This window comes from Actinoplanes sp. CA-142083 (assembly GCF_050942195.1).
Classification (GTDB): domain Bacteria; phylum Actinomycetota; class Actinomycetes; order Mycobacteriales; family Micromonosporaceae; genus Actinoplanes.
Map to the genome: position 1 here is coordinate 5,524,712 of NZ_CP192076.1, position 26,899 is coordinate 5,551,610.

At 72.2% G+C, this 26,899-nt stretch carries 25 protein-coding genes; 18 read left to right on the forward strand and 7 right to left on the reverse strand.

The window, feature by feature from the left end; genetic code table 11:
• Window positions 1-57 precede the first annotated feature (57 nt).
• From ACQPZX_RS25360 to ACQPZX_RS25380, 5 genes are all read left to right on the forward strand, one after another.
• On the forward strand, window positions 58-1,470 hold the full coding sequence (locus tag ACQPZX_RS25360) for a polysaccharide biosynthesis tyrosine autokinase (RefSeq protein ID WP_433359663.1): 1,413 nt from the start codon (window positions 58-60) through the stop codon (window positions 1,468-1,470).
• A 4-nt stretch (window positions 1,471-1,474) separates the two neighbouring features.
• Window positions 1,475-2,779, forward strand: coding sequence for a hypothetical protein (locus tag ACQPZX_RS25365; protein ID WP_433359666.1), 1,305 nt, complete (start codon window positions 1,475-1,477; stop codon window positions 2,777-2,779).
• A complete protein-coding gene (locus tag ACQPZX_RS25370; protein ID WP_433359668.1) occupies window positions 2,776-4,011 on the forward strand; it encodes an O-antigen ligase family protein in 1,236 nt (411 codons plus the stop codon). Before ACQPZX_RS25365 ends, ACQPZX_RS25370 begins: the two co-directional genes overlap by 4 nt.
• Before the next feature lie 83 nt (window positions 4,012-4,094).
• Window positions 4,095-5,642, forward strand: coding sequence for a long-chain-fatty-acid--CoA ligase (locus ACQPZX_RS25375; RefSeq protein ID WP_433359671.1), 1,548 nt, complete (start codon window positions 4,095-4,097; stop codon window positions 5,640-5,642).
• Between the two features lie 43 nt (window positions 5,643-5,685).
• The gene (locus tag ACQPZX_RS25380) at window positions 5,686-6,828 is read left to right on the forward strand and encodes a DegT/DnrJ/EryC1/StrS family aminotransferase (protein ID WP_433359674.1); all 1,143 of its coding nucleotides are present in this window, start codon (window positions 5,686-5,688) and stop codon (window positions 6,826-6,828) included.
• On the opposite strand, the gene ACQPZX_RS25385 is transcribed toward ACQPZX_RS25380, so the two are convergent.
• Genes ACQPZX_RS25385 through ACQPZX_RS25400 form a run of 4 tightly spaced genes read right to left on the reverse strand, consistent with a single transcriptional unit; the run spans window position 6,800 to window position 10,065 of the window.
• Entirely contained in the window at window positions 6,800-7,426 is a 627-nt protein-coding gene (locus ACQPZX_RS25385) for a GNAT family N-acetyltransferase (protein WP_433359677.1), read from the reverse strand. The two genes, ACQPZX_RS25380 and ACQPZX_RS25385, sit on opposite strands and share 29 nt — an antisense overlap.
• Complete coding sequence (locus ACQPZX_RS25390) at window positions 7,420-8,427, reverse strand: hypothetical protein (protein ID WP_433359680.1); 1,008 nt, start codon at window positions 8,425-8,427, stop codon at window positions 7,420-7,422. Before ACQPZX_RS25390 ends, ACQPZX_RS25385 begins: the two co-directional genes overlap by 7 nt.
• Window positions 8,417-9,040, reverse strand: a complete 624-nt coding sequence (locus tag ACQPZX_RS25395) for a sugar transferase (protein WP_433359683.1) — start codon at window positions 9,038-9,040, stop codon at window positions 8,417-8,419. The genes ACQPZX_RS25390 and ACQPZX_RS25395 overlap by 11 nt, the downstream gene beginning before the upstream one ends.
• The gene (locus tag ACQPZX_RS25400) at window positions 9,037-10,065 is read right to left on the reverse strand and encodes a GNAT family N-acetyltransferase (protein WP_433359686.1); all 1,029 of its coding nucleotides are present in this window, start codon (window positions 10,063-10,065) and stop codon (window positions 9,037-9,039) included. The genes ACQPZX_RS25395 and ACQPZX_RS25400 overlap by 4 nt, the downstream gene beginning before the upstream one ends.
• A gap of 95 nt (window positions 10,066-10,160) precedes the next feature.
• Between ACQPZX_RS25400 and ACQPZX_RS25405 the strand changes: the two genes are divergently transcribed.
• From ACQPZX_RS25405 to ACQPZX_RS25455, 11 genes are all read left to right on the forward strand, one after another.
• Complete coding sequence (locus tag ACQPZX_RS25405) at window positions 10,161-11,369, forward strand: glycosyltransferase family 4 protein (protein ID WP_433359689.1); 1,209 nt, start codon at window positions 10,161-10,163, stop codon at window positions 11,367-11,369.
• Between the two features lie 261 nt (window positions 11,370-11,630).
• The gene (locus ACQPZX_RS25410; RefSeq protein WP_433359692.1) at window positions 11,631-12,893 is read left to right on the forward strand and encodes a hypothetical protein; all 1,263 of its coding nucleotides are present in this window, start codon (window positions 11,631-11,633) and stop codon (window positions 12,891-12,893) included.
• On the forward strand, window positions 12,890-13,864 hold the full coding sequence (locus ACQPZX_RS25415) for a glutamate ABC transporter substrate-binding protein (protein WP_433359695.1): 975 nt from the start codon (window positions 12,890-12,892) through the stop codon (window positions 13,862-13,864). Before ACQPZX_RS25410 ends, ACQPZX_RS25415 begins: the two co-directional genes overlap by 4 nt.
• On the forward strand, window positions 13,861-15,051 hold the full coding sequence (locus ACQPZX_RS25420; RefSeq protein ID WP_433359698.1) for a hypothetical protein: 1,191 nt from the start codon (window positions 13,861-13,863) through the stop codon (window positions 15,049-15,051). The genes ACQPZX_RS25415 and ACQPZX_RS25420 overlap by 4 nt, the downstream gene beginning before the upstream one ends.
• Entirely contained in the window at window positions 15,048-17,270 is a 2,223-nt protein-coding gene (locus ACQPZX_RS25425) for a tetratricopeptide repeat protein (protein WP_433359701.1), read from the forward strand. Before ACQPZX_RS25420 ends, ACQPZX_RS25425 begins: the two co-directional genes overlap by 4 nt.
• Before the next feature lie 25 nt (window positions 17,271-17,295).
• The gene (locus tag ACQPZX_RS25430) at window positions 17,296-18,294 is read left to right on the forward strand and encodes a PP2C family serine/threonine-protein phosphatase (protein ID WP_433359704.1); all 999 of its coding nucleotides are present in this window, start codon (window positions 17,296-17,298) and stop codon (window positions 18,292-18,294) included.
• A gap of 2 nt (window positions 18,295-18,296) precedes the next feature.
• Window positions 18,297-19,562 carry a VWA domain-containing protein gene (locus ACQPZX_RS25435; RefSeq protein WP_433359707.1) on the forward strand — a complete coding sequence of 422 codons (1,266 nt, stop codon included), beginning with the start codon at window positions 18,297-18,299 and terminating at the stop codon, window positions 19,560-19,562.
• A complete protein-coding gene (locus ACQPZX_RS25440; protein ID WP_433359710.1) occupies window positions 19,559-20,218 on the forward strand; it encodes an FHA domain-containing protein in 660 nt (219 codons plus the stop codon). The genes ACQPZX_RS25435 and ACQPZX_RS25440 overlap by 4 nt, the downstream gene beginning before the upstream one ends.
• Window positions 20,219-20,286: 68 nt before the next feature.
• Entirely contained in the window at window positions 20,287-20,736 is a 450-nt protein-coding gene (locus tag ACQPZX_RS25445; RefSeq protein ID WP_433359712.1) for a DUF1707 SHOCT-like domain-containing protein, read from the forward strand.
• 47 nt (window positions 20,737-20,783) lie between these two features.
• Window positions 20,784-21,017, forward strand: coding sequence for a hypothetical protein (locus ACQPZX_RS25450; protein ID WP_433359715.1), 234 nt, complete (start codon window positions 20,784-20,786; stop codon window positions 21,015-21,017).
• Complete coding sequence (locus tag ACQPZX_RS25455) at window positions 21,014-21,472, forward strand: Clp protease N-terminal domain-containing protein (RefSeq protein ID WP_433359718.1); 459 nt, start codon at window positions 21,014-21,016, stop codon at window positions 21,470-21,472. The genes ACQPZX_RS25450 and ACQPZX_RS25455 overlap by 4 nt, the downstream gene beginning before the upstream one ends.
• 11 nt (window positions 21,473-21,483) lie before the next feature.
• On the opposite strand, the gene ACQPZX_RS25460 is transcribed toward ACQPZX_RS25455, so the two are convergent.
• Window positions 21,484-22,728 (reverse strand): IS110 family transposase, encoded by a 1,245-nt coding sequence (locus ACQPZX_RS25460; protein WP_433359721.1) that lies wholly within the window; start codon window positions 22,726-22,728, stop codon window positions 21,484-21,486.
• A 239-nt stretch (window positions 22,729-22,967) separates the two neighbouring features.
• Between ACQPZX_RS25460 and ACQPZX_RS25465 the strand changes: the two genes are divergently transcribed.
• Together ACQPZX_RS25465 and ACQPZX_RS25470 are read left to right on the forward strand one after the other, a co-directional pair.
• Window positions 22,968-23,822, forward strand: a complete 855-nt coding sequence (locus ACQPZX_RS25465; RefSeq protein ID WP_433359724.1) for an ABC transporter ATP-binding protein — start codon at window positions 22,968-22,970, stop codon at window positions 23,820-23,822.
• Entirely contained in the window at window positions 23,819-24,652 is an 834-nt protein-coding gene (locus ACQPZX_RS25470; protein ID WP_433359727.1) for an ABC transporter permease, read from the forward strand. The genes ACQPZX_RS25465 and ACQPZX_RS25470 overlap by 4 nt, the downstream gene beginning before the upstream one ends.
• Window positions 24,653-25,037: 385 nt before the next feature.
• Here the strand turns inward: ACQPZX_RS25470 and ACQPZX_RS25475 are convergent, their stop codons facing one another.
• Both ACQPZX_RS25475 and ACQPZX_RS25480 read right to left on the reverse strand, forming a co-directional pair.
• Window positions 25,038-25,985 carry an alpha/beta fold hydrolase gene (locus ACQPZX_RS25475; protein WP_433359730.1) on the reverse strand — a complete coding sequence of 316 codons (948 nt, stop codon included), beginning with the start codon at window positions 25,983-25,985 and terminating at the stop codon, window positions 25,038-25,040.
• 100 nt (window positions 25,986-26,085) lie between these two features.
• On the reverse strand, window positions 26,086-26,784 hold the full coding sequence (locus ACQPZX_RS25480; protein ID WP_433359732.1) for an alpha/beta hydrolase: 699 nt from the start codon (window positions 26,782-26,784) through the stop codon (window positions 26,086-26,088).
• Between the last annotated feature and the right edge of the window lie 115 nt (window positions 26,785-26,899).

Below are 26,899 nucleotides of genomic sequence, written 5' to 3' on the forward strand. Positions count from 1 at the left end.
GGGCGGTTCCCGGCCGCTTAGTTTGATCGTTGAGCGCGGGCATTCGGGAGGGGAAGCGTGGAGCTACGCGACTACCTCCGGGTGGTGCAGAGGCAGTGGTGGGTCGTCGTGGTCACCGTGCTGGTCGCGCTGGGCGCGACCCAGGTGCTCAACAAGCGGATGCCGACCGAGTACGCGGCGACCGCGGTCTTCTTCCTCTCCGCCAACGGCAACGAAGGTGCCTCGGCGCTCGAGGGCTCGATGTTCGTCCAGGCCCGGCTCAAAACGTACTCGGAGTTGCTGTCCAGCGAGCGGATGGCGCGGGAAATCGCCACGACGACGAAGGCGGGACTGAATACCGAGCAGGTCCATGAAAGCATTTCGGTGGCATACGCGGGTGATAGCGCATTGATGACGGTAACGGTGACGGATACCGTTCCGGCCCGGGCCCGGACGATCGCGGAGACGATCGTCGCCCGGTTCCCGCCGATGGTGCGCGCCCTGGAGGCGCGCCCGGCCAAGGATGAGAGCCCCGCCGCCACCGTCTTCACGGTCGAGGCCGCCCGGCTTCATTCCGAGCCGGTTTCGCCGCGCCCGCTGCACAACGACGCCCTCGCGGTCGCACTGGGCCTGCTGATCGGCGCGGCGCTCGGCGTGGTCCGCGAAGTCTGCGACAACTCGGTCCGCCTCGCGTCCGCGCTGCCCGGCCTGACCGGCACGCCGGTGCTGGCGCTGATCCCGGTCGACCGCAAGCGCCCCCGCAAGTCCGGGCCGTTCGTCTCGGACAGCCGCTCGCCGCGGGCCGAGGCGCTGCGCCAGCTGCGCACCAACGTCCAGTACGCCGACCGCGAGCACCCGGTGAAGATCCTGGCCGTGACCAGCGCGATGCCGGGCGAGGGCCGCTCGTCGACGGCGTGCGGGCTGGCGATCCTGTTCGCCGAGGCCGGCCAGCGGGTGCTGATCGTCGACGCCGAGCTGCGCCGCCCCCGGCTCGCCGCCTTCCTGGGCCGGGAGGGCTCGGCCGGGCTGACCACCGTGCTGGTCGGCGCGGCCTCGCTCGACCAGGTGCTGCAGCCGTGGGGGGCGGGGCTGTGGCTGCTGGCCGGCGGGCACCGGCCGCCGAATCCGAGCGAGCTGCTCGGCTCGCCGCAGATGGGCGACCTGATCGACGAGCTGCGCGACCGGTTCGACAAAATCATCTTCGACTCGCCGCCGCTGCTGCCGGTCACCGACGGCGCGGTGGTGGCGGCCCGCGCCGACGGCGCGCTGCTGATCGTGCGCGCCCGCAAGACGACGGCCGCGCAGGCGGCCGAGGCCGTGCGGGCGCTCGCCGCGGTTGACGCCCGGGTGCTGGGCACCGTGTTCAACATGGTGAGCGCGCCGCGCCGGCGCCCCGGCCTGCCGGCCGACTGCGGCCCGCCCGGCCCGGAGTCGCCGCCGGCACACCGGCCGGGCTGGTGGAACTCGGTCGCGTTGAGCAGCGCGGCGTGACGCCGTGCCGGCGATCCGGTTCCTGGCCCGCGTGCCGGCCGTGGTGCGGCGGGACTACGTCGCCACGGCCGGATCGTCCTGGCTGACGCTCGCCTCCGGGTTGTTGCTGTTCCACCTGGTCGCACAGCGGTCGGGGGTGGCCGGATTCACCTATTACCAGATCGCGCGCGGGGCGGTCGCCACGGTTCAGCCGCTCGCGCTGGCTGGGCTGGTGCCGGCGCTGCACCGCTACCTGCCCCGGGCCGGGCGCCGGATGCCGGTGCTGGCCCGGCAGGCGTTCCTCTTCGAGCTCGTCGTGCTGAACGTGCTCGGCCTGATCACGCTGCTGTTCGCCGGGGACGTCGGCCGGCTGTTCGGGATCGGCGCGGCGGCGCAGGTCCGCGCGGTGGCTCTGCTGACCGCGGGCAACTGCCTGTGCACCCTGGCGGTGGCGGCGCTGCGGGGCTGCGGGGACGTACGGGCGTCGATTCTCGCCTCGCTGATCGGGTTCGCGCTGGCGCCGCTCGCGGCGTTCGTGCTGACCAGCAGGATCGACGTCTTCCTCGGGCTGCAGGGAGCGGCGCTGGCGGCGGTGGCCGGGTGGGCGATCGCGAGGGCCGGGCGGCGCGGCGCCGAGAGGTCGCCTGCCGGCCCGCGGCCGGCGCCCGGCTTGCGCACCCTTCTCCGGTACGGGATCCGCCGCGCGCCCGGCGACATCGCGCTGCCGGGCCTGTTCGCGTTTCCCACGTTCTTCGTGGCCGGGACGGCGAGCAACTCGGCCGACGCCGGATACGTCGGGTTCACCACGTCGGCCATCACCCTGGTCTGCTCGATCTTCGGGATGCTGACCCCGGTCCTGCTCCCCCGGCTCAGCGGGCATGCCCACGAGGCGGCGGCCGCGGGCCGCGGTCTCGACGCGGATCTGGCCCATGGGCTACGGATCCTGCCGTTCGCCGCGGCCGGGGTCGCGGCCCTGGCGAGCGTGGTGGTTGTCGTCACCGCCGTGCCGGTGGTGCACTGGTTTCTCGGCGCCGGCTTCCATGAGGCGGTCGCGGTGGTCCGGTTCGGGGTGCCGGTGTCGGTTCCGCTCGCCGTGTTCTACGCGGCCCGGCCGGCGATCGACGCGCTGCACGAGGCGCCGGTCGCCACGGAGTTGCTGGTGGGCGCTCTCGTGGCCGAGGTCGTGGCGACCTGCCTCGCCGCGCTGGTCATGCCGGCCTGGCCGGCCGCGTTGTCCGGGTTCGCGGCGGCGGCCGTGCTGCTCGCCGTTCTCTCCTACCTGACGATGCTGCGGGCGATCCCGCGGGCGGCGCGGAAACCGCCGCGGTGACGGCGCCGCGGCCCAGCCCGTTCCTGGTGGTCGTCATCTTCGTGGCGACGCTCGCCGGGCACTTCACCCTGTCCCGTGCCGGGTTCGCGATCCCGGTCCTCGACGACGTACGGGTGCTGCTCTTCCCGGCCGTGCTGGCGGTGTTCGTGCTCGAGGTGAACCACGCCGGGGTCCGCCCGTTGCACTCCGCCCCGGCCCGGCGCTCGCTGCAGCCGATCCTGTTGCTGTTCGGGTACCAGATCCTCTCCGCGGCGTGGGTGCCGCACAACGCCGTGGTCGGTGACGTCATCGGCGACCTGCTGTCGATGGTCGTCCTGGTCCTCGTCTACGCGGTCCTCGCGGAATGGGACCGCGACCGTGTCGTCCGCCTGACCATGGTCTGCCTGTACGTGGCCGGCTGGCTCTATTTCCTGTACGCGGCGTCGGGCCAGGGCCGCGTCCAGGGGGGCCGGTGGACGGCCTTCGGCGGCGGCCCGAACGTCTTCGTCCGGGTCGAGGCGCTCGGCCTGTTCGCCGCCGCGTACTTCTACTTCCGCACGCGCCGCCTGGTCTGGCTGATCGGGGCGCCCGCGTTCCTGCTCGGCGCGGTGGCCTCGGGCTCCCGGGGCGGCCTGATCGCGCTGAGTGTGACCACGGCGGCGGCCTTCCCGAGCCTGGTGCGTTTCGGGCGCCGCTACGGCGCGCTCAAGCCCCTGGCCATGATCCCCCTGTTCGGCGGCCTGGTCTGGTTCCTGGAGGGCGACGCGATCATGATGCTGATCAACAACCGCTTCCTCGCCGCCACGGTCCAGCAGGGGTACACCTCCGACCGCGACGTCCTGTACACGAAGGGCTTCTGGCTCTTCCTCGAGCGCCCGATCGTGGGCGTCGGCGTGCACGGCTTCTATGCCGTCACCAACCTCGGCCCCGGTGAGAAATACGTCCACAACCTCCCGCTGGCGGTGGCCGTCGAGGGCGGCGCCGTGGGCCTGCTGTTGCTGCTGCTGGCCTTCTGGGCACTGCGGCACGAGTACGCGGCGATCCCGAGGGCGCGGCGCCCGCTGGAGGCGCGGGTGTCGGCCTACGCCGCCGTTTTCATCCTGGGTGCGAGCTTCTTCTCCGGCGACTACTACGACGCCCGGTTCCTCTGGATCTTCCTGCTCCTCGCGGCGGTGCCCGGCTCTCCCACGCTGCCGCCGCACGTGGCCGAGGCGGGCGAGGCGGGCCTGGCCCGGACCCGCCGCCCGCCGTGACCACTGAACGGAGGTTTCCTCACCACCGTCCCGCATGCTCGAATGGGAGCTTGCCGCACGGTTTCCAGGAAGGGAACGACCGCATGCTCAACCTCTCGGTACTGCTGGAGGACAGCGCCCGCCACTACCCGGAGCGCGCGGCGGTCGTGCTGGGCGACACGCGCCTGACCTACGCCCAGGTGGACGCGGCGGCCAACCAGGTTGCCAACCTGCTGGTGGAGCGGGGTATCCGGCCCGGCGACAAGGTCGCGCTCTCGTGCCCGAACTTGCCGTACTTCCCGGTGGTCTACTACGGCATCCTCAAGGCGGGCGCCGTGGTCGTCCCGCTGAACGTGCTGCTCAAGGGGCGGGAGATCGCCTACCACCTCGGCGACTCCCAGGCGAAGGCCTACCTCTGCTTCCAGGGGACGGCGGAGCTGCCGATGGGCGCCGAGGGCTACGCCGGGTTCGGCCAGGCCGAGGGGTGCGAGCAGTTCTTCCTGATCACCGCGGACCCGGCCGCCCCGACGCCGATCGAGGGGACCGAGACGCTCGGGGCCGCGTTGGCCGGGAAGTCGACGAAGTTCGAGGCGGTGCTGCTGCCGGAGACCGACCCGGCCGTCATCCTGTACACGAGCGGGACGACCGGGCAGGCCAAGGGCGCCGAGCTCTCCCACTCGAACCTGATTCTCAACGCGCTGACCTGCAACCGCCTGTTCAGCAGCGTGCCGGGCACCGACACGCACCTGCTCGTGCTGCCGCTGTTCCACTCGTTCGGCTCGACCGTGAACATGAACGCGGGCTTCGCGACGGCGGCGACGCTGGTGCTGCTGCCCCGCTTCGACGCGCCCGCGGCGGTGAAACTGCTGGAGAACGAGAACGTGACCTTCTTCGCAGGCGTCCCGACGATGTACTGGGGGCTGCTCAACGCGCTGACCGACGACGTGGACGTCGCGCGGATCGCCCGCAACATGCGGGTGGCCGTCGCCGGCGGCTCCAGCCTGCCCGTCGAGATCATCAAGGAGGTCCGGGAGCGCTTCGGGGTGACGATCCTCGAGGGGTACGGGCTGAGCGAGACCTCGCCGGTCGCGACGTTCAGCGATCCCGGCAGCGATCCGCGGCCCGGCTCGATCGGCATCCCGATCTGGGGCGTCGAGGTGAAGCTGATCGACGAGTCCTGGAACACGATCGAGGGGACCGACGAGATCGGCGAGATCGCGATCCGCGGCCACAACATCATGCGCGGCTACTACAACCGGCCCGAGGCGACCGCCGAGGTGATGCGGGACGGCTGGTTCCGCAGCGGCGACCTGGGGCGGCGCGACAAGGACGGCTTCTACTACATCGTCGACCGGGCGAAGGACATGATCATCCGGGGTGGCTTCAACGTCTACCCGCGGGAGATCGAGGAGGTGCTGATCACGCACGAGGCGGTCTCGCTGGCCGCGGTGATCGGCGTCCCGCACCCCAGTCATGGCGAGGAGGTCAAGGCGTTCGTGATCCTCAAGGACGGCGCCACGGTCACCGAGGACGAGCTGATCGCCTGGGGCAAGGAGCAGATGGCGGCGTACAAGTACCCGCGCGTCGTCGCGATCGTCGACTCGCTCCCGATGACCGCCACCGGCAAGCTGCTCAAACGTGCGCTGAGCTGACCATATGCACCCCTGACCACCTGAACCCGAGTTAAGGTCGGGGATGATCGGCGAACGTCAGGCCGTACTGCTGTCCGCCCCCGACGTCGGGCATCTGGAGCAGGAGTACGTCATGGCGGCCCTCCGGTCGGGGTGGGTCGCCCCGCTGGGGCCCGAGGTCGACCTGTTCGAGCGGGAGATCGCCGCCCGGGTGGGTGTGGCGCACGCGGTCGCCCTCAGCTCGGGCACCGCCGCGCTGCACCTGGCCCTGGCGGGCATCGGCGCCGTCCCCGGCGATGTCGTCGTCGTGCCGACCCTCACGTTCGTGGCCACGGCGAACGCGGTCGCCTACACCGGCGCGACGCCGGTCTTCGCCGACTGCGACCCGGCGACCGGCAACCTCGATCCCGCCCTGCTGTCCGGCCTGCTCGCCGTGCTGAGCGCCGAGGGTGTGCGCGTACGCGCGGTACTGACCGTCGACCTGTACGGGTTCTGCGCCGACTACGAGCGGATATTCCCCATATGCGACCGCTACGGCGTGCCGCTCGTCGAGGACGCCGCGGAGGCGCTCGGCTCCCGGCACCGCGGCCAGCCGGCCGGCTCGTTCGGCCGGGCGGCCGCGTTGTCGTTCAACGGCAACAAGATCATGACGACGTCCGGCGGCGGCATGCTGCTGACCGACGACCCCCGCCTCGCGAGCCGGGCGCGGCACCTGGCGAACCAGGCGCGGCTGCCGGCCGAGCACTACGAGCACGACGAGATCGGCTACAACTACCGGCTGAGCAATCTGCTGGCCGCGCTGGGGCGGGCCCAGCTGCGCCGCCTGGACGAGATGATCGAACGCCGCCGGGTCCTGCGCGACGGGTACGCCAAGGTCTTCGCCCACGTCGGGGGCGTGCGCCTGCTGGGCGGCGACGACCCGGCGGCGAACTGCTGGCTCACCAGCATCGTCGTCGATCCGGAACGGGCCGGCTGGCGGGCCCGCGACCTGGCCGCGCACCTGGCCGAGCGGAACGTGGAGACCCGGCCGCTCTTCAAGCCGATGCACCTCCAGCCGGTCTTCGCGGGAGCCCGCACCGCCCTGAGCGGCGCCGCGGAGCGCCTGTATCGCGACGGCCTCTCCCTGCCCAGTGGTTCCGCCCTCGGCGACAGCCAGGTCCGGCAGGTCCTCGACGACGTCACCGAGTTCCTGGACCGCCGGCGATAGGCGCCGCGGAGTCGGCGGCGGGACTGGTGTCCACCGGGCAGACCCGCCGGACGTACGCCTCGGCGTTGGCCAGATCGTCGAACTCGCGACGCAGGATGGCCACGCGGAGCAGGTCGTGCCAGCCGCCGTTGCGGAACACGGCCTCCCGCTCCCGGCCCTCGACGCGCCAGCCGCAGCGGCGCACGTACGCGCCCTGGCTCGCGGCGTTGAAATCGAGGATGGCGCCGTGCAGCCGGCGCAGGCCGACCTCGTAGAAGCTCCACGCCATCATGAGCATGATGGAGTCGCTGCCGGCGCCCTTGGGCGCGCGGCCCGGCATGAGCTTCACGGCGGTGAGCGCCGACCGGTTGTGCCAGTCGATCTCCCACAGCCCGGTCAGGCCGATCGGCGCGCCGGTCTCCAGCTCGACGACCGTGAACCGGCGGGTGCGCGGGTTGCCGTGCGACGCCTTGTGCCAGTCGGCCTGCGCGTCCCGGCTGACCGGCCAGTCCCAGCCGACGACGTTGCCGCGCACCTCGGGATCGGCGTCCATGTCGGCGAGGAAGCCGAGGTCGTCCGAAACGATCGGGCGGATGCCGACCAGGTTGCCCTTCAGCATGGGACCTCCAGTGCGGACAGCTCGCGGACCGCCTGCGCCACCAGCTGGAGGTCGGCCGGGTCCGAGCGGAAGTCGGTATGCAGGAACAGCAACCGCTGGGCGAGCTCGCGGTCGCGCCGCGGCTCGGCCACGTCCCACAGAACGGCCGGGTAGATGCGGCGGGCGATGAGGCCGGCTCGGACGACATCGCGCACCCCGGCGCTCGGGAACCTGAGCACGACCCCGAACGTGGACGGCAGGGTGTCCAGCCCGGACAGTGACGCGGTCAGCGTGGCGATGTTCGCGATCCGCTGAGCGCGCCAGCGCTCGATCGGGAACGTCCGCAAAGCGGCGCTCGAGTACGCGGACATCTCGCCCGGGGCGCCGTGCCGGAAGCACTCCTCGCCCGCGGCGAACAGGTCCAGGTAGGTCTGTTTGTCGCCGGTCCCCCGCTCCAGATAGGCGGCCTTGAGGTTCATCGCGGCCAGGATCTGCCCGACGCCGGCCAGGTGGCGCTCGGTCGCCGGGGCCGGAACGGGCATTGCCTGCCGGGCCGGCGACCAGAGCACGCCGCCGTCCGGGAGCGGGAGGGTCTTCCGGAGTGAGGCGAAGACGAAACCGGCGCCCACTGTGGACAGCCAGGGCGCGAGCGGATCGTGGGTCGCATCGACGATGAGGACCCGGCCCGCGGCTCGCGGCACGATGGGCGGCTGCCCGAAGTACGAGACGGTGACCACGACCTCGGTGTCGCTCGGCGCCGGCTCCTCCCGGTCACCCTCCGGTGCGGCGGCATAGCGCTTGACGTCCAGCACGGAGGCGACGTCGTCCACCACGTCCGGGCAGTAGTAGGTGGGAAAATGCACGGCGGTCCAGCCGAGGGTGTCGCGGCCGTGTGCGAGCAGCGCCATCAGCGCCTGACGGCCCGATCCGAAGAACCGGCCTCCGTCGAACGGGCGCTTGTGCTCGCTGCCCAGGACCAGAGGGAACGCGGAGCCGCTCTCCCATCGGTCGTCAGCGGTCACCGTCGGCGGCCTTCCGGGCGCTGTGAAAACCGAGGTCGTCGATGTCGTCGAGGGTCTGCCCCGCCACGTCGCCCGGCCGGAACGGCGCGACCAGCGTACGCACGAGGATGCCCAGGTCCATCCTCAGGTTCCGGGTCCGGACGTACTCCACGTCGAGGTCGAGGCGCTGGCTGAGGGTCAGCGAGCGCCGGCCGTTGATCTGGGCCAGGCCGGTGATCCCCGGCCGCACGTCGTGCCGCCTGCGGTGGACCTCGTTGTACAGCGGGAGGTATTCCATCAGCAGCGGCCGCGGCCCGACGAGGCTCATCCGGCCGGACAGCACATGGCAGAGCTCCGGCAGTTCGTCCAGGCTGGTGCGGCGCAGGAACCTCCCGAGCTTCGTCATCCGCTCCGCGTCGGTGGTCCACATGTCCTGCCCCGGCGCCGGCGGGCGCATCGTGCGGAACTTCCGGCAGCGGAACGGCTCGCCGTGCAGCCCCGGGCGCGTCTGCGTGAAGAACACCGGCGGCCCGTCGGACAGGCGGATGACCAGTCCGATCGCGAGCATGAACGGGCCGGTCACGATCAGCAGGGCCGACCCGAGCACGAGGTCCGTCAGACGCTTGAGGATCATGTCAGCTCGCCCCTCGTCCGGTAGGCCGGGAAGTACCCGGCGCCGATCAGCTCGCTGGGCGACCGCCCTACCATCGAAGCGCGGCGCTCGACGAGCTTCTCGTACGCGCGTTCGTCGACGATCACGGCGCCGGTCCAGAACTGCGTGCGCCGGCCGCCGAAGGAACGCTTGAACTTGAACAGGCTGTCGTCGGCCCGGAGCCCACCGCCGAGGTGGAACAGGCGCGCTCCGGTGCGCACCGCCCAATGCAAGACCGTCCACAGCAGAAGGTTGTTCACGCCGCCTTTCGCCGCCACCGGGTCGGTGCCGGCGAGGTGGTAGTGGACGCGGTCGCGGTGGCGCAGGACGAGCGCGGCAGCGCACACGCCGCCGTCCTCGCCGAAGACCTCGGCGATGAGCAGGGACGGGCCGAGACCGTTGAGGAGCTCGGTGTAGTACACATCGTCGAAGATGTACTCGGGCCGGCTGCCGACCCGCCGCATCGTCTGCTCGTACAGAGTGCGGAACGGCGAACCGCCGTGCAGGTCCGCCGCGCGGGCGGGCCGGACGGTCGCCGTGTAGCCGAGCCTGCGGGCCTTCCGGACGGCGGTGCGGGACCGGCCTTCCATGCCCGCCCAGAGCGCGTCGGCGTCGCCGTCGATCGGAACGGTCACGGTGTCGCCGGAGTGGGTGGTGCGCACGCCCTCCAGGGCGACGAGCGGCTCGAACGGCGAGAAGCGGAAGAACATCGCCACCAGGCCCATGTCCCGCCACTGCTCCTGGACGAGGCGCCAGAACCGGGCCAGATCGCGCTCGGTACCACCCGGCGCGACGTGGATGCCCGCGTACCCGTACGGGCTCGCCGCATCGAGGTAGCCGTCCTCGATCTCGGTGACGACATACGGCAGCAGCAGGCGGTCCTCGTAGTGCAGCGCCTCCCAGCGGCCGTGCTTCGTGGAGGCGTCGGCCATCCCGTACCCGGCGGTGAAATAGACGTCGGGGCAGTTGGAGTCGTCGAGGATCCAGGACGCGACGGAGAGCTTCAACGTATCGTCCCAGCAGTTTGACGTACCAGCCCAAATCATACGTAAAAAATCGTAGTACGCAATGTAATGTTATTTGCCGAATCTAGGATTTTGGCGTGCACATAACGTATTTGCATCAGTATTTCACCACGCCGGACATGGCCGGCGGGACGCGTTCCTTCGAGTTCGCCCGGCGCCTGGTCGAGCACGGCCACCAGGTGCACATGGTCACCGGCGACCGGGACGGGGTCCGGCCGCGGATCAGCACGGAATCCGGCATCGTCGTGCACTGGCTTCCGGTGCCCTACGACAACGCCATGAGCTACCGGCGCCGGCTCTGGTCGTTCCTGACTTTCGTCTGCCGGTCGGCGATCGTGGCCGGACGCCTGCGGCACGATCTCGTCCTCGCCAGCAGCACGCCCTTGACGGTGGCGATCCCCGGCGCCTACGCGGCGTGGCGGCGGCGGGTGCCGATGGTGCTGGAGGTGCGCGACGTGTGGCCGGAACTGCCGATCGCGGTCGGCGCCCTCCGCTCGCCGGTCAGCCGCTGGGCCGCCCACCGGCTCGAGGCGTGGGCCTACCGCCGGGCGGCGCACGTCATCGCGCTCTCCCCGGGCATGGCCGCCAGCATCCGGCGCCGGTTCCCGCAGGTCCCGGTCACCGTCGTGCCCAACAGCTCCGACCGGGACCGGTTCGCCGACGCCGACCGGGCCGGCGAGTCGTTGCGCCGGGCCACGCCCTGGCTGCAGGACCGCCCGCTGGTCCTCTACGCCGGGTCTCTCGGCCTGGCCAACGGCGTGGACTACCTCGCCCGGATGGCGGCCCGGCTCGCCGGCACCGACCCGGACGTGCGGATAGCGATCCTCGGCGACGGGCGGATGCGCGACGAGATCCGGAACCTCGCCGCCGGTCTGGGCGTGCTGGACCGGAACTTCTTCATGCTGGGCCCGGTCTCCAAGGCGGAGGTGGTGGCCTTCTTCAGCGCCTGCGACCTGGCGACCTCCATGTTCGTCAACATTCGCGAGCTCGGCGACAACTCGCCGAACAAAGTGTTCGACGCCTTCGCCGCCGCGCGGCCGGTCGCCGTGAACCACGGCGGGTGGATCGCCGAGTTGCTCGCCGAGAGCGGCGCCGGCCTGGTGCTGCCGCCGGATGATCCCGAGGGTGCGGCCGGCACTGTTTCCACCTTCCTGCGGGACCCGGCCGCGGTGACGGCCGCGCGGGCGGCGGCGTCCGGCCTCGCCCGCGATCGCTTCGATCGCGATCTGCTGTACCAGGACTTCGAGCGGGTGCTGACCGAGGCGGTGGCGCAAGCCGGCCGATGACCCCCGTGGGCCGAAACTTGGCCCGGTGGGGGACACCGCGGGGCGCGGCTCGTCCGTAGACTCGGCCGATCGCCGGGCGTTGCCGACCGGTGACCGGCCGCGAGGGCGTGGCGGGGCGGGTGGGATGATCACTTGCGCCGATATCGCACAGTGGGACGCGCGGTGACACGGCCCGACGGAGGAAGCTTGAGCACAGCCTTGGTGGCCCGGCCAGCGCCGGGCGCGCAGGTACCGGCAGGACCCGTCGGACCGGCGGGCGGCATGCCCGCCCCGCGGCGGCGACGAGGCGTTCTCCGGCGCCTGGGCGGCCTGCGGCACACCGCGCCCGGGCGGCTCCAGCTGCTGCTCGGCGCGCTGCTCACCCTCGGCGTCCTCACCGGCCTGGTCGCCGGACTCACCGGCAACGCCGCCGCGAGCGGCACCAGCGACCTGGGCAACCGGGCGCAACCGCTGCTGGCCGAGGCGGAGACCATCTACTCGGCGCTCGCCGACGCCGACACCACCGCCGCGCAGGCGTTCCTGGCCGGCGGCCTCGAACCGGCCGGCCTGACCCAGCGCTACAACGACGACCTGGAGCGGGCCACCACGGCGATCACCTCGGCCGCCCGGCGCACGCCCGAGGGCGGCGCGGCCGCGGCCGCGGTGAGCACGCTCTCCTCGGGCGTCGCCCGGTATGCGGCCTTGGTCGCGACTGCCCGGGCCGACAACCGGCAGGGCCTTCCGATCGGGGCGTCCTATCTGTCCGCCGCGTCCCAGCTCAACCGGGACACGCTGCTCCCCCAGGCGCAAAATCTCTTCCGCATCGCCCAGCGCGAGGTCGACGACGGCTACTCCAGCGCCTCCAGCATCGGCTGGGTGCTGCTGCTGGTGGTCCTGCTCCTCGCGCTGCTCGCCGTGCTGGTGCTGACCCAGCGCTATCTGAGCCGCGCCACCCACCGCACGTTCAACGTGCCGCTGGTCGCCGCGTCCGTGCTCACCGTGGTGCTCGCGCTCGGCGTCCAGATCGTGCTGGCCGGGCAGCACTCGCATCTGGGCCGCGCCGACGACGACGGCTCGACGCCGGTGGCGAAACTCGCCGAGGCCCGCATCCTGGCGCTGCGGGAGCGCGGCGACGAGGCGCTGACCCTCGCGGCGCGCGGCAGCGGCAGCAGCTACACCGACGACTTCGCACAGTCGACCGACCAGCTCAACTCCCTGCTCGGCAACGAGAACTTCTCCACCTACCTGCGCGACCAGCACCAGGCCTACCTCGACGCCCACCGGAAGGTGCGCTCGCTCGACGACAACGGCGACTACGACCGCGCGGTCAAGCTGGCCATCGGCCCGGAGACCACGCAATCGTTCGAGTCGTTCACGGCCGGCCTCAACACCGTGATCAAGGACCACAAGGCCGACTTCACCCGGGAGATCAACGCGGCGGGCCGGGGCCTGGGCCTGCTGACCGTGTTCGGCCCGCTGCTCGCGCTGCTGATCTGCGCGCTGGTGTTCGTGGGCATCCGCGCCCGGCTCGAGGAGTACCGATGACACGTACGCGCATGGGGCTTGCTGTCGTCGCGACCGGCGCGATCCTTCTCGCCCTCGCCGGTTGTGCCGGCGATTCCTCGCCGCTGCCCTCGGCCAGCGGCCGGGCCACCACCGCGGTCCAGCCGCCCGACCAGGCACCCGCCAAAGCCACCGCGCCCGACAAGTCGTGCAACCCGCGCGCCAGCCTCAAGCCCGAGGGCGCGCTCCCCCAGCCGGGGCACATGCCGGCCGGCAGCTACATGGCCGAGATCCAGAAGCGTGGCCGGCTCATCCTCGGCACCAGCCAGGACACGCTGCTGTTCAGCTCGCGCAACCCGTTCACCGGCAAGGTGGAGGGCTTCGACGTGGACCAGGGCCGGCAGATCGCCGCGGCGATCTTCGGCAGTCCCGACAAAATTCAGATCAAAGTCATCGGGTACGACAAGAGGGTCAGTTCCGCGGCCGACGGCAGTGTCGATATCGTCGCCGACACGATGACGGCCAACTGTGCGCGCTGGAAGGACGTCAACTTCTCCAGCATCTACTACGAGGCGGGCCAGAAGGTCCTGGTGTCCAGCGACTCCCCCGCCAAGGGCCTGGAGGACCTCGGCGGCAAGCGGGTCTGCGCCGCGTCCGGCTCGACCTCGTACGACAACATCGCCAAGGCCAGGAGCAAGCCGGTCGCGGTGGCCAAGGCGGCCTTCGGCGACTGCCTGGTCGCGTTCCAGCAGAACGAGGTCGACGCGATCTCGACCGACGACACGATCCTGGCCGGGATGGCCGCCCAGGACCCGTACGCGAAGGTGGTCGGCTCCAAGTTCACCGAGGAGCCGTACGGGATGGCGATGTCGAACAAGCATCCCGAGTTCACCCGGTTCGTCAACGCGGTGCTGGCGAAGAACCGGGCCGACGGCACCTGGACCGAGACGTACAAGCGGTGGCTGGGCGCGTTCGGCCCGGCGCCGACCCCGCCCGCGGCCGTGTACCGATGACCGCACCGTCGATCGCGCCGGCCGACGCCGAGCTGCTCCGCCTCGAGACCGCGATGACCGCGATCGCCGCCAACCTCGTCGACCTCGACGACAACCCGGCCCGCAAGGACCTCGACAAGACCAAGCTGACCGGAAAGACGGCCGAGGCCTGGGCGGACGCCACCGACGCGCTGGCCCAGCTGTGGGACGGCTACCGCATGCTGACCGACGCGATCGCGCAGGCCCGCTCGCTCCGCGACCAGCGCAAGCTCAGCGACGCCGACCGGGCGACGTTCGTGCACCGGGTGCTCGGCAAGTCGATCACGCTGTCCACCACGACCGTGCCGCTCGCCCAGCGCGGGCTGCTCGGCGCCGGCCAGGTGCACACCACCTGCACGCCGGCCGAGCTGCTGTCGGCGATGGAGGCCGCGTTCCAGACGGCGGTGTCGGTCGCCACGCGGGCCGGCGAGGTGTGGCAGCGGCTGTTCCCGGCGGCGGCCGACGCGACCGCGTCGGTCGACAACGTACGGGTGCTGATCCGGCTGCACGGCGGCAACCAGGCCACGATCGACGAGGCCGACCGGCGCCTGGGCCGGTTCACCGCGGCGCTGGCGACCGATCCCCTGGGCGTCGAGGAGCGCGAGCTCAACGCCGTACGGGATCTGGTTGCCCGGGCCGACGCGGAGCGCACGTCGGCCGCCGAGCTGAAGGAAACGCTCACCCATCGCCTCGCCGAAGCGCACGCGCTGGCCGGGGAGCTGGCCGAGGCCCAAGGGGCCGCGGAGGCGGCGCGGGAGAAGGCCGCGGACAGGTTCCGCGAGCAGGACATCATCCGGGTACGCGGCGGCGACCTGCGCCCGGATCTGGCGGCCGTCGACGCGCTCGCCGCCGCCGGGCAGTGGGCGCTGATCAGCCCGCGCCTGGCCGACTGGACCAGGCGGGCGCGGGAGAGGGTGGCCGCGCTGCGGCACGCCACCGCGCACAACGACGGGCTGCTCGTCACCCGCAACGAGCTGCGCGGGCGGCTCGACGCCTACCGGGCCAAGGCGCTGCGCCGCGGGCTCGGCGAGGACGGCCGGCTGACGCCGCTCGCCGACGCGGCACACACGGCGCTGTACACGGCGCCGTGCGACCTCGACGCGGCCCGCGTGGCCGTCAACGCCTATCAGGATGCGCTCACCGGCACGATCGCGAGGGACGGACGATGAAGTGCGAACGCAACTGCCCCGGGACGATCGAGGACGGGTACTGCGACACGTGCGGGATGGCGCCGGCGGCCGGCTCCACCGCGGCCGCCACCCCTGCGGCGGCCGCCGCTAGCGCGACCACGCCACGGCAGCGGACCGGCGGCACGGCCGCGACGTCCCCCTCCTCCCGGACGGGCGCGCTCTCCACGCGTACCGGATCAAGCGGCCGCACCGGCAGCTCCCGCACCGGATCCCGGCGCCGCCGTTTCGGCGGCGGCCTCGTCGACGTCACGCCGATCGTGCAGGCCGACCCGGCCACCGCCGTGATGTCGCGGGCCGAGGTGCCCGAGGAGAAGCGGTACTGCCCGAAGTGCGGCAAACCGGTCGGCCGGTCCCGGGGCGAGCGCGACGGACGCGCCTCCGGCTTCTGCCCGTCCTGCGGCGAGCCGTTCAACTTCACCCCGAAACTGGTCAAGGGCGACCTGGTCGGCGGGCAGTACGAGGTGGTCGGCGCGCTCGCGCACGGCGGCCTCGGCTGGATCTACCTGGCCGTCGACAAGAACGTCTCGGACCGCTGGGTCGTGCTCAAGGGCCTGCTCAACTCCGGCGACGAGGACGCCCTCGCGGCCGCGGTGGCCGAGCGGCGGTTCCTGGCCGAGGTCGAGCACCCGAACATCGTCAAGATCTACAACTTCGTCGAGCACGACGGCGCCGGCTACATCGTCATGGAGTACGTCGGCGGGCAGTCGCTCAAGGACATGCTCAAGAAGCGCCGCGTCGCGAACGCCGGCAACGCCGACCCGATCCCGGCCGACCAGGCGCTCGCGTTCGTCCTCGAGATCATGCCGGCCTTCGCCTACCTGCACGACCGGGGCCTGATCTTCTGCGACTTCAAGCCGGACAACGTGATCCAGTCCGGCGACCAGATGAAGCTGATCGACCTCGGCGGCGTCGTGCACATCGACGACATGGACGCCGCGATCTACGGCACCGTCGGCTACCAGGCGCCCGAGATGGCCACCGCCGGCCCGTCGATCGCGTCGGACCTCTACACCATCGGGCGCACGCTCGCGGTGCTCACCACCGACTTCCGCGGCTACCAGAGCACGTTCAAGGACAGCCTGCCCGACCGCGGCGAGTTCAAGGTCTACCAGCAGCACGAGTCCTTCTACCGGCTGCTGCTGCGCGCCACCCGCACCGATCCCGCCGAGCGCTTCGTCGACGCCGACGAGATGAGCGGCCAGATGCTCGGCGTGCTGCGCCAGATCCTCGCCGCCGGCGGCGAGCCCCGGCCGGCGCCGTCGCGGCTGTTCACCGGCGAGCTGCGCACCGATCTCAAGTCCGACGTCCCGCGCTGGCAGGACCTGCCGAGCCCGATGATCGACCTGACCGACCCGGCGGCTCCGTTCCTGGCGTCGGTCACCGTCACCGAGCCCTCCGAGGTGCTCACGCTGCTGGCCAACGCCCCGGAGAACACGGTCGAGGTGCGGCTGCGGGCTCTGCGCGCGCACATCGACCTGGGCGGCGACTTCAAGGGCGCGCGCGACGCGCGCGACGCGCTGATGGCCAGCGACGGCGCGGACTGGCGGGTGGCCTGGTACGACGGCTTGCTCGCGCTTGCGACAGAGCATTTCGAGTACGCCCGGCAGCGGTTCGACGCGGTGTACTCGGCCCTTCCCGGGGAGCTGGCGCCGCAGCTGGCGGTCGGCCTCGCGCTGGAGCTGGCCGGGGATCCGGGCGCGGCCGGCTACTACGACGTGGTGAGCCGCACCGATCCGGCGTACACGACGGCGGCGGCCGGGCTGGCGCGCTGCCGGCTCGGCGCGGGCGACCGCAGCGGGGCGGTCGAGGCGTACAACCGGGTGCCGGGCACGTCGTCGGCGTACCGGAGCTCGCAGGTCGGCGCGGTGCGGGCGTTGGTGCGGGCACACCCGTCGGCGGCGGCCGACGTCACCTCGCTGTCCGCGGCGGCCGCGCTGATCGAGCGGCTCGAGATCGAGGCGGCGCAGCTGGCCGCGCTGCGAGCCGAGCTGCTGGAGCAGGCCCTGCGGACGGTGAACGGCGGCAAGCCGCTACCCGCTACGGTGCTCGGATCGGCCCGCACGGGCGAGATCCGGGAGCGGGACATCCGGTTCGCGCTCGAGGACGCGTACCGCGAGATGGCTCAGGCCGCCCACGGCCCCGAGAAGATCCGGCTGGTGGATCTCGCGAACGCGTCCCGCCCGCGGACCCGTACATGAAATGGCACCTGAGGAACGAGGCACGATGACGATGACCGACTGCGCCTCGTGCGCTGACGAGCGCGCCGCCGGGGCGGCCTTCTGCGAGGCGTGCGGGCGGCCGCTGGCCTCCTCCCTCGCGGAAATCGGTGAGCCGTGCCCGAACTGCGGCACGCCCGGCGGCGTCGGCGCCGACGGGTACTGCGAGAACTGCGGGATGCTCGCCGGCCGGCCACGCGACCACATCGAGGCCGACTGCGGCCCGGTCGCGGCGGCGGTGACCGACCGGGGGCGGCGGCACCACCGCAACGAGGACCACATGTGGCTGGCCGTGCGCGACGACGCGGTGGACGTGGTGGTGTGCGATGGCGTGTCGGCCTCGTTCGACCCCGATGTCGCGTCGGAAACCGCGGCCACCACCGCCGGCGGCCTGCTCGCGTCGTCGCCGGACGTGTCGGCGGCGATCCTCGGCGCCAAGGAGGCGGTGGCCGCGCTCGTCTCCTCCGGCGACCCGCGCCGGATCTCCTCCAACCCGGCCTGCACGATCGTGACCGCGGCCGTCCGGGGCGCCGAGATCAACATCGGCTGGGTGGGCGACAGCCGCGCCTACTGGCTCCCGCCCGAGGGGCCGGCCGAGCAGCTCACCGAGGACGACTCCTGGGCCACCCACGCGATCGCGATGGGCGCCGACCCGGCGGACGCGATGCGCGATCCCAAGGCCCACGCGATCACGGCGTGGCTGGGCGCCGACGCCGCGCCGGTGCTGCCGCGGACCGGGGCGTTCACCGTGGTCGGGGCCGGTCACCTGGTGCTGTGCAGCGACGGATTGTGGAACTACCTGACCGATCCGGCCGAGTTCGCGGCGGCGGTGCGGGAGCACTTGCGCACGGGCGGCACTCTGATCGAAGCCGCCCGTGGTCTCGCCGAGTTCGCCAACGCCGCCGGTGGCGCCGACAACATCACCGTGGCCATCGTCCCCGTCTCGTCCGACCCCACCCCCACCGCCCCTACCGCTACCGCCCCTACCGCTACCGCCAAGGAGTAGGAATGCCGTACACCGCCGAGGCCTTCCAGAACGAGTTCCTCGCCCTGGGCGCGACCGAGGTCAACGCGATCGTCACGGTCACCTCGTCCGGGGCCGAGGGCGGCCGGCGCACCTCCGGCGCGACCGAGATCATCATCGTCGACGCGTCCGGGTCGATGCAGGCCGAGGGCCGGATCAGCGCCGCCCGGCAGGCCGCGAAGGCCGCCGTCGAATGCATCGACGACGGCGTCAACTTCGCGATCATCGCCGGGGTCAGCACCGCCCAGCAGCTCTTCCCCGCGCCCGGCCAGCTCGCGGTCTCCTCGCCGCAGTCCCGGGCCGAGGCGATCCGCTCGATCGACCGGCTCCAGGCCAGTGGCGGCACCGCGATGGGCGCTTGGCTGCTGCTCGCCGCCCAGCTGTTCAGCCAGCGGCCCGGCGACATCGCGCACGCCATCCTGCTGACCGACGGCGACAACGGCGAGCGCGCCGGCTACCTCGAGCAGGTGCTCGACTCGATCGCCGGCCGGTTCGCCTGCGACTGCCGCGGTGTCGGGGTGAACTGGAAGGTCTCCGAGCTCCGCAAGATCGCCGAGGCGATGCTGGGCACCGTCGACATCGTCGCCCAGCCGTCCGGCCTGACCGCCGCCTTCGAGCAGATGATGGTCAAGGCGATGGGCAAGACCAGCGCGGACGTGCAGCTCAAGGTGTGGACGCCGGTCAACGCGACGGTCCGCTTCGTCAAGCAGGTCGAGCCCGAGGTGATGGACCTGACCGGCAAGCGCATCGAGGACGGGCCGCGGGCCGGCCGCTACCCGCTGGGCGCGTGGGGCGCCGAGAGCCGCGACTACCACGTCTGCATCGACGTGCCGTCCGGCGCGGCCGGCGACGAGATGCTGGCGGCCCGGGTGTCGGTGGTCGAGGGCGACACCGTGCACGCCCAGTCGCTGGTGCGCGCGGTGTGGACCGAGGACACCGTGCTGTCCACGAAGATCAACCGGCAGGTGGCGCACTACACCGGGCAGGCCGAGCTGGCCGAGGCGATCCAGGCCGGCATCGAGGCCCGCAAGGCCGGCGACGACCGGACCGCGACGATCAAGTTCGGCCGGGCGGCGCAGCTCGCGCACGCCAGCGGCAACAAGGCCACCGAGGAACTGCTGGCCACCGTCGTCGACATCGAGGACGCGGCCACCGGGACGGTCCGGCTGCGGCGCAAGGTCGAGGCGGCCGACGAGATGGCCCTCGACACCCGCTCCACCAAGACGGTGCGGGTCGGGCGGGCGCAGTGAGCACGTACACCTGCCCGAAGGGGCACGCGTCCAGCACGGACGACTTCTGCGACGAGTGCGGCGCCAAGATCGCCGGGGCCGGGACCGGGACCGTTCCGGTGCCGCCATCCGCCGCCCCCGCCGCCGCGGCGCCCGCCGCCGAGCCCTGCCCCAACTGCGGGGCGCCCCGGGCCGGCGGCACCCGCTTCTGCGAGGACTGCGGGTACGACCACAGCACCGGGAAGGTGCCGGCGCTGGCGCCGCCGCCGGTGATCTCGGCGCCGGTGGCCGGGCAGTGGACGGCGACGATCGAGGTGGACCGCAAGTACTTCGAGGACAACGCGATCGAAGGGGTCGAGTTCCCGGCGGACGCGCCGTCGCGGGAGGTCGACCTGCCCGCGCCGCAGGTGCGGATCGGGCGGCGGAGCACGTCGAAGGGCACCAACCCGGAGATCGACCTCGCCGACTCGGACCCGGGGGTGTCGCACAGCCACGCGCTTCTGACGCTGAGCGTGGACGGGGCCTGGCTGGTCTCGGACCTCGGGTCGACGAACGGGACGTACCTCAACGACGAACAGCAGGCGCTGACGGCCGGGCAGACGCGGGCGCTCAAGGACGGTGACCAGGTGCACGTGGGCGCCTGGACGACGATCACCCTGCACGCGCCGGCGGCGTAACCCTCTTTCGGCCGCATTTCGCCCCGAACGCCCGCGCCGTCCCGGGCGGGCGCGTTACCTTGCCGAGCGTGTCCAAGGACCAACGCGTCGGGCAGGCCGAGCGCACCCAGGTGCTCGGGCTGCTCGGCAACGCCTTCGAGGCCGGAGTGCTGCCCGTCGGCGAGTACGACGCCCGGGTGGCGGCGGTCGGAACGGCCACGCACGCGTCGCAGTTGCGGCTTCAGATCTCCGACCTGCCACCGGCGTACGCGTGGGGTGTGTCCTCCCCTTCGGCCGTGAGCGAGCCGCCCGCCGGGGCCGGACGGATTGCCCTGATTCTCGGCATCGCCTCGCTGCCTCTGTCGATCTGCGGGATCGGTCTGATCCTCGGCGTGCTCGCGGTGATCGCGAGCCGCTCCCCCGGCCGGCGCCGTGGCGTCTCCGCGGCGCTGATCGGGCGTGTCTGCGGGGTCATCGGGATCGCATTGTCGCTGGCGGCGCTGAGTGCTGCCTTTCTCGCGTGGCGGTCAGCTCCTTAAGCAACCAGGGTTGACTACCAACCGAATAAGCAACTAAGGTTGCTCCCATGCCCGACGTGGAGATTTCCGCATCCGAGGTGGCCGACCGCCTGGCCGCGGTCGGCGCCCTGCGACGGCTGGCCGACCGGCTCGAGGACGCCGCCGTCGAGGAGGCCATGCGCGGCGAGTGGAGCTGGCCGCAGGTGGCCGAGGCGCTGGGCGTCACCCGGCAGGCCGTCTACAAAAAGCACGCCAAGCGGCTCATCGCCGCCGGCGTCTCGCTGCGGAGGCGTAACGGATGAGCACCTTCGATCATTACTTCAATCGCATCCTCGACGCCGCGGCCGCCGAGGCGACCGCCGACGGCTCGGCCGCCGTCGAGGCGCAGCATCTCCTGCTGGCGATCGCCGGGGAGGGGTCGCCCCCGCTGGCAGCGGCCGGGCTCGACCAGCCGGCGCTGCGGCGGGCCCTCGACCAGGAGTTCACGCGCAGCCTCGCCACCGCCGGCGTGACCGTGCCCGGCGGCCTGCCGCGCGCCACCCCCGACCCGGGGCGCTCCCACTCCCTCGGCGCCTCGGCCAAGGTGGCGATCGAGCGCGGCTTCGACCTGGTGGAGCGCAAGCGCGACGCCCGGCCGGGCCATCTGCTGCTCGGCGTCCTCCAGGCCGACCTCGGCACGGTGCCACGGGCGCTCGCCCTGGCCGGCGTCGACCGCGCCGCCCTCCGCGAGCTCGCCCTGCGGGAGGTGCGCGCATGAGTAGCCCTGTGTCAACCCGTCGCGGTTTGGTCTTGGTTGAGGAGGCGTTGGAGGGCTCGGTGCTGGTCGGGGTCGTAGGTGGTGTTGGTGGTCCAGCATTTCCAGATGATGTCGAGCCAGGCTTTGGCCAGGATGCGGACGGCGTGGGGATGGTCGTGGCCGCGGTTGCGGGCGCGGTTGTAGAGGTCGGCGGCCCAGGGGTTGGCGCGGCGGCTGTCGCCGGCGAAGTCGCAGACGGCGTCGCGCAGTTGTTTGTCGACAGCCCAGCGGAACGCGACGACGCGGGCTTTGCCGGATTGCCGGGTGGAGGGTGCGACTCCGGCGAGGCAGGCCAGCGAGGCCGCGGTGGGGAATCTGCCGCGGGCGTCACCGATCTCGGCGAGCAGCCGGGCGGCGCGGACCGTGCCCGAGCGGGGCAGGCTGGTGAAGATTCGCCGGTCGGGGTGCAGGGCGAGGGCTTCGCTGATCTGCTGCGCCAGGGCCTCGATCTGAGTAGTGATCGTGTGCAGCGTGCTGAGGTAGGCGTGGGTGATGCCGGCCAGGGCGCGGCCGTGCTCACCGGCGACGCCGGCCGGCGCGGCGGTGATGCGCTGGTGCAGCACGGCGGGATCGACGCGTCCGCAGTAGCCGACGCTGCTCAGCCAGGCGGTCAGGCGTTTCGGCGAGAGCCAGTCGAGGGCGTCCTGGGTGTCGAAGCGGGTCACGAACTGCAGGCTGATCGCGGAGTCGAGGTCGCGGAACAGGTCGATGACCGCGGGCAGCGCGGTCTGCAGATGGGCGCGCAGCTGGTTGGTGACGGCGACGCGGTGGGCGACGAGGTCTTTGCGTGTCCGGACCAGTTTGCGCAGCGTGGTCGTGGCCGGGCTGTCGAGCAGCAGTGGTGTCAACCGGCGCTGGTCGGTGCGCACGGTGTCGGCCAGGACGTAGGCGTCGAACCGGTCGTCCTTGTTACCGGCCGAGCCGTAACGCTGCCGCAAGGCCTTGACCTGCGACGGCGGGACCACGAAGACGGTGCGGCCGGCAGCGAGCAACGCGTCGACCACGGGTCCGTCACCGCGTTCGATACCGATCGCGTCCACACCATGGCGGTCCAGGACCGCGTTGAGCCGGGCCAGGCCGGCCTTGCTGTGAGCCACGGTGAATCGTTCGATCGGCTCGCCGTCACTGTCGATGATGCAGACGGCGTGGTTGTCCTTCGCCCAGTCGATACCGGCCGTGACCGCTCGCCTCACGCCGGGGGTGTCCTGCACACTCATTGTTGCCTCTCCGCTGCGCTACCAGTGGGGAAGCACCTGGCGGTTCCGGGACACCGCAGCCGGTTGCTCATTGAGCGGCGTTCGCAGACGCATAGCCCTGTGGCCGATCGGGGTGTCCCGGGCCGTCGGGCCTCGCAGAACTCATGCTGGACCTCGAAGGTCGAGCGAGCAGGGCGATGGCCCGAGGGTCACCGGTGCACTCGAACCAACATCAGCTCGAGTGGAACAAGGGTGCACCAATGAGCGCCGCTATCGAGGTCTCCGGCCTCCACATGCGTTACGGCGACCGCGACGTCCTGCACGACGTGGCCTTCCGCGTCGAGCCGGGCGAGGTGGTGGCGCTGCTCGGCCCCAACGGCGCCGGCAAGACCACGACGATCGAGATCCTCGAGGGCTTCCGCGCCCGCTCGGCCGGCGACGTCAAGGTGCTCGGCCAGGATCCGTCGTCGGCCGGCGAGCAGTGGCGCGCCCGGGTCGGCGTGGTCCTGCAGTCGTGGCGCGACCACGGCAAGTGGCGGGTGCGCGAGCTGCTCGCACAGCTGGCGGCGTACTACCCCACCCCTTGGGACCCCGACGACCTGATCGCCGCGGTGGGCCTGGCCGGCCACGCCCGGCAGAGGGTCGCGACCCTCTCCGGCGGCCAGCGCCGCCGGCTCGACGTGGCGATCGGCCTCGCCGGGCGGCCCGAGCTGCTCTTCCTCGACGAGCCGACCGCCGGCTTCGACCCGTCGGCGAGGCGTGACTTCCACGGCCTGGTGCGCGAGATCGTCGCCACCGCCGGCACGACGGTCCTGCTCACCACCCACGACCTCGACGAGGCCGAGCGGCTCGCCGGCCGCATCCTGGTCCTCGACGGCGGCCGCATAGTCGGCGACGGCACACCCGCCCAGCTGGCCGGCCGCATCGCCGCCGGCGACGAGGTGCGCTGGACGCTGCGGGGCGAGCGCTTCGCCCGGCCCGCCGAGCACCCGGCCCGTTTGGTGTACGAGTTGTACGGCCGCCACGGCGACGAGCTACGCGACCTGGAGGTTCGCCGGTCCTCGCTGGAAGACACCTATCTGGCGCTGGTGCACGCCGCGGAGGCCGGCCGATGAGACGCGCGTTGCGGGCCGGGCGGTCACGGGGGCTGATCGAGCTACGGCAGTCGGTCACCAACGGCGGCGACCTGTTCAACCACTTCTTCTGGCCGGTTCTGATGCTGGTCGCGCTGTGGTTCCTGCGCGACCGCAGCGCCGGCGGCGTCCCCTTGGGCGCCATGCTGGTGCCCAGCATCCTCGGCATGAACGCGGCCATGGCCATGGTCAGCATGAGCCAGCACCTGACCGCCGACCGCGAGGACGGCACGCTCCTGCGGGCGCGCGCCACCCCGCACGGCGTCCCCGGCTACCTGACTGGCAAGCTGATCTCGATCTCCGGCGGCCTGCTGCTCGACCTGGCCATCTTCCTGATACCCGCGCTGTTCCTGGTGAACGGCGTGGCCGCCGGCCGCCCCACCGCCTGGCCGGCCCTGGTGGCCCTGCTGGCGCTGGGCCTGCTGGCCACCCTGCCGGCGGGCGCGGTGCTCGGCTCGGTCATCACCAGCACCCGGGGCCAGGGCGTCCTGACCTTGCCGATCCTCGCCGTGATCGCCATCTCCGGCGTCTTCTACCCGATCACGGCCCTGCCCGGCTGGCTGCAGGGCGTCGCCCAGGCGTTCCCGGTCTACTGGATGGGCCTGGGCATGCGCTCGGCCCTCCTCCCACCCGACGCCGTGGCGGCCGAGATAGGCCAGTCGTGGCGCCACTTGGAGACGGCCGGGGTGCTGGGCGCGTGGGCGGTGGCCGGCCTGCTCCTGGCCCCGCTGGTCCTACGCCGCATGGCCCGCCGCGAGTCGGGGTCGGCGCTGGCCCACCGCCGGGAGCGAGCCCTCCGCCGCGCAGGCTGACCGGTCTCCGCTCGCCGGTCTCCGCTCACCGGTCTCCACTCACCAGTCTCCACTCACCGGTCTCCACTCACCGGTCGCCGCTCACCGGTCGCCGCTCACCGGTCGCCGCTCACCGGTCGCCGCGCTCCGCCCGGGGCAGCGGGCGGAGGCCGCGCAAGCCCGGGCGGACGGGCCGCACCTGCTCCACGCGCTACGCCGGTGGGCCGGGCGCGGGCCGTCCCTGCAGCGGCGAACGGGCCGCGCCTGCTCCGCGGGCTCCGCCCGGGTGGGCCGGGCGCGGGCCGCCTGCCCGGGCGGACGGGCCGCGACTGCTCCGCGAGCTCCGCCCGGGTGGGCCGAGCGAGGGCGGCCCCAACCTGCCGGACGAGCCCGCATGACGGGCGGGTCAGGCGGGCTGCCGTCCCCGCGCGGCCTGGCCGATGATCTCGTCGATCACCTGGGACCAGACGGCCATGGGCGGGAACTCGTGGCCTACGCCCTCCAGCCAGACCAGGCGGGCGCCGGGGATCTCCGACTCCAGGGCGTAGGCGTGCGCGGCCGGGAAGAACGGGTCCTGGGTGCCGTGGAGGATCAGCGTCGGGGCGGTGATCGTGCCGAGCAGGTGGCGGTAGGGGGTGCCGTCGGCGCAGCAGAAATGGTTGGTCTGGGTGGCTGCCATGTCGATGGTGCGGTCGAAGATCCGCTCGGCCAGGCGGCGCAGGTGGGGCTCGTCGGCGGTGAAGGGGCCGCCCAGTTCCTGGGTGCTCTCGACGAGGCGATTGACGCACGTGCGGCGGTCGGACCAGTCGGGCTCATCCGGAGACTCCACCGGCGGCGTGGACTCCGCGGACGGAGCGGGCTGAGCAGGCTGAGACGGCGGAGAGGCCTCCCCCGGCGGAGAGGGCTGCGGCGACGATGCGGGCTCGGACTGCTCGGTCAATGGCATCGCGTCGGGGGATCCCAGACCTGGGCTGGTGGACATCAGGGTCAGGGACAGCACGCGGTGCCGGCGCTCCACGGCGATCCGCTGGGCCAGGGCGCCGCCCATCGACAGGCCTACCAGGTGGACGCGGTGCACGTTCAGCGCGTCCAGGACGCCGAGCGCGTCGTGGGCCAGGTCCACAGCGGAATACGGTGGGTGGCCGGGCGGGAACGACGTCGAGCGGCCGGTGTCGCGGTGGTCGTAGCGGATCACGAAGCGGCCGCAAGCGGCCAGGCGGCGGCAGAACTCGTCCTCCCACCAGTCCATGGAGCTGGCCGCGCCGGCGATGAGCAGGAGCGGGGGGTCGGTCGATTCGCCGAACGTCTCTGTGCAGAGCTCGATACCGTTGACCGGCAGGGTGGAGGCCACCATCTCGTCATTGTCCGGCATCACACTTGACGGCCGGGTTAAAACTCGATCACCGTCCTCCGAAGTGGCCCGATACACCGCCGATATCGGATTTATCCCCCGGCTACGACCGGAGGACTCCGGCTAGGAAGTCGAAAGCCGACGGCAGGCACCGCGACCAGTACCCGAAATTGTGCCGGCCGTCCGCGAACGAACCGGCCACCGGCGGCTCCGGCAAGCGGCGGCGCAGCTCGAGCACTTCCTCGTACAGGCTGTCCTGCTTCCCGCACCACAAACCGACCGGCGTGCCGCGCAGCAGCCGCGCCGCGCCGGCCACGTCGTCGTCGGGGCGCACGGCGGGCGAGAAGGCGGCCACCCCCTTCACGAAACCGGGGAACGCCTCGGCCAGCAACAACGCGCCATAACCGCCCATCGACCAGCCCCAGGCGGCCAGCCGGGTCGTGTCGAAACCCCGCTGCCGGCACCACATGGGGATCTCCTCGTGCACCATCCGCTGCGGGTCGTCGCCGGCGGAGGGGCGCCAGGCGAGCTGCCCGCCGTCCGCGCCGGCGAGCACGAAGGGCGGCAGCCCACGCCGTACCAGATCGGTCAAGAATCGCCCCAGGCCCAGCGCGGCATAGTCGTCGGGGGTCTTCGAAGCGCCGTGCATCACGAGGCAGACCGGGAGCCCCCGCCCGTCGCCGAAGCCGGCCGGCACCGCCGTGTAGAAGCCGACCATCCGGCCTCGGGCCGCTGACCAGCGGTGTTCCAGGCGCTCCTCGCCGGGCGGAGCCGACGGGATGACGGGGCGCGATTCGGCCATTCGGGTGCGATATCCCGCCACTCCGACATACGCGGCAAGCGCTGCGGCGCCGGCGAGCACAATTCGTCGTCTCATCGTCCCCCACAACGGCGATATGTCCGATGGCGTGACGTTT